Source organism: Pseudomonas sp., from assembly GCF_030696055.1.
GTDB lineage: Bacteria > Pseudomonadota > Gammaproteobacteria > Pseudomonadales > Pseudomonadaceae > Aquipseudomonas.
Genome location: NZ_JAUYNP010000190.1, coordinates 1 through 2,971, shown reverse-complemented (window position 1 = coordinate 2,971; position 2,971 = coordinate 1). Strand labels below are relative to the sequence as shown.

Here is a 2,971-nt window from a genome sequence, read left to right as displayed (position 1 = left end):
GATTTCTGTTTGGCGCTGAGTTGGCTCACATGAGCCAGCCAGTGGTGAAAGGCTTGAGTATCCATGATGGGCAGACCTCACGAGCGGATGCCTGCCATAAAGCTTAGTCCTTGCAACACAGCCTTGGGACATAGCCTTTTTATTGGCTGAGCGGATTAGGCGCGATCCCGCTCCAGCAACGGCTTGAGGAAGTGCCCGGTATGGGATTGCGGCATCTCGGCGACTTCCTCCGGGGTGCCGCAGGCGATGATCTGGCCGCCCTTGGAGCCGCCTTCCGGGCCGAGATCGACCAGCCAGTCGGCGGTCTTGATCACGTCCAGGTTGTGCTCGATCACCACCACTGTGTTGCCGTGGTCGCGCAGGCGGTGCAGCACGTCAAGCAACTGCTGGATATCGGCGAAGTGCAGGCCGGTGGTCGGCTCATCCAGGATATACAGGGTCTTGCCGGTGTCGCGCTTGCTCAGCTCGCGGGACAGCTTGACCCGCTGCGCCTCGCCGCCGGACAGCGTGGTCGCCGACTGCCCCAACTTGATATAGGACAGGCCGACATCCATCAGGGTCTGCAGCTTGCGCGCCAGGGCCGGCACGGCGTCGAAGAACAGCCGCGCCTCCTCGATGGTCATGTCCAGCACTTCGGTGATGTTCTTGCCCTTGTACTTCACTTCCAGGGATTCGCGGTTGTAGCGCTTGCTCTTGCACACGTCGCAAGGCACGTAGATGTCCGGCAGGACGTGCATCTCCACCTTGATCAGGCCGTCGCCCTGGCAGGCCTCGCAGCGCCCGCCCTTGACGTTGAAACTGAAGCGCCCCGGGCCGTAACCGCGTGAACGCGACTCCGGCACACCGGCGAACAGCTCGCGGATCGGGGTGAACAACCCGGTGTAGGTCGCCGGGTTGGAGCGCGGGGTGCGGCCGATCGGGCTCTGGTCGATATCCACCACCTTGTCCAGGTGCTGCAGGCCGTCGATGCTGTCGTGGGCGGCGGCTTCCAGGGTGGTGGCGCCGTTCAGCGCGGTGGCGCTGAGGGGGAACAGGGTGTTGTTGATCAACGTCGATTTGCCCGAACCGGACACGCCGGTCACGCAGGTCAGCAGGCCGACCGGGATATCCAGGTCGACGTTACGCAGGTTGTTGCCGCGCGCGCCCTTGATCTTCAGCGAGAGCTTCTTGTCCCGTGGCGTGCGCTGCGCCGGTACGGCGATCTTGACTCGCCCGGAGAGGTATTTACCGGTCAGCGAATCCGGGTGGGCCATGACCTCGGCCGCGGTGCCCTGGGCGACAATCTGCCCGCCATGTACGCCGGCACCCGGGCCGATGTCCACCACGTAGTCGGCCATGCGAATGGCGTCTTCGTCGTGCTCCACCACTATCACCGTATTGCCGATATCGCGCAGGTGGCGCAGGGTGCCGAGCAGGCGCTCGTTGTCGCGCTGGTGCAGGCCGATGCTGGGCTCGTCGAGGATATACATCACCCCGACCAGGCCGGCGCCGATCTGGCTGGCCAGGCGGATGCGCTGGGCCTCGCCGCCGGACAATGTGTCGGCGCTGCGGTCCAGGGTCAGGTAATCCAGGCCGACGTTGACCAGGAACTGCAGGCGCTCGCGGATTTCCTTGAGGATCTTCTCGGCGATCTCGCCGCGGCGCCCGGGCAATGTCAGGTTGCCGAAGTACTCGGTGGCATCGCCGATCGGCAGGCCGGTGACCGCCGGCAGGGTCTTCTCGCCGACCCACACATGCCGCGCCTCGCGGCGCAGACGGGTGCCGCGGCAGTCCTGGCAGGCCTGGGTGCTGAGGAACTTGGCCAGCTCCTCGCGCACGCTGGTGGACTCGGTCTCGCGGTAACGGCGCTCCAGGTTCGGCACTATGCCTTCGAAGGGGTGCGAGCGCTTGACGATGTCGCCGCGGTCGTTCAGGTACTTGAAGTCGACGTTCTGCGCGCCGCTGCCGAACAGGATGCACTTCTGGTGTTCGGCGCTGAGGTCGTCGAAAGGAATTTCCAGGCTGAAGCCGTAATGCGCGGCCAGTGAGCCGAGCATCTGGAAGTAATAGACGTTGCGCCTGTCCCAGCCGCGGATCGCGCCCTCGGCCAGGGTCAGCTCGCCATTGACCAGGCGCTTGGTGTCGAAGAACTGCTTGACCCCCAGGCCGTCGCAGGTCGGGCAGGCGCCGGCCGGGTTGTTGAAGGAGAACAGCTTGGGCTCCAGCTCGCTGATCGAATGGCCGCACAGCGGGCAGGCGAAGCGCGCGGAGAAGATGATTTCATCGCCTTCCTCTCGTTCCATGGGAGCGATCAGGGCCAGGCCGTCGGCCAGCTTGAGCGCGGTCTCGAAGGACTCGGCCAGGCGCTGCTGCAGGTCGCCGCGGGCCTTGAAGCGGTCGACCACGGCATCGATGCTGTGCTTCTTCTGCTTATCCAGCTTGGGCAGCTCGTCCAGCTCGTAAATCTTGCCGTTGACCCGTACCCGCACGAAGCCCTGGGCGCGCAGCTCGTCGAACACCGCCAGGTGCTCGCCCTTGCGCTCGCGGATCACCGGCGCCAGCAGCATCAGCTTGCTGCCTTCCGGCAAGGCCAGCACCTGGTCGACCATCTGGCTGACGGTTTGCGCCTCCAGCGGCAGGTCGTGGTCCGGGCAGCGCGGAATACCGGCGCGGGCATAGAGCAGGCGCAAGTAGTCGTAGATCTCGGTGATAGTGCCGACGGTGGAGCGCGGGTTGTGCGAGGTGGATTTCTGCTCGATGGAAATCGCCGGCGACAGGCCTTCGATGGTGTCCACATCGGGCTTTTCCATCATCGACAGGAACTGCCGGGCGTAGGCCGACAGCGACTCGACGTAACGGCGCTGGCCCTCGGCGTACAGGGTGTCGAAGGCCAGGGATGACTTGCCGGAACCGGACAGGCCGGTGATCACGATCAGCTTGTCGCGCGGCAGGGTCAGGTCGATGTTTTTCAGGTTATGGGTGCGCGCACCCC

Annotated in this window: 1 protein-coding gene; it reads right to left on the bottom strand. The window is 64.9% G+C overall.

The annotated features are described in order from the left end of the window. Positions 1–155: 155 nt before the first annotated feature. On the bottom strand, positions 156–2,971 hold a 2,816-nt coding region (uvrA, locus tag Q8Q83_RS11130; protein WP_305623700.1), incomplete at its 5' end, for an excinuclease ABC subunit UvrA.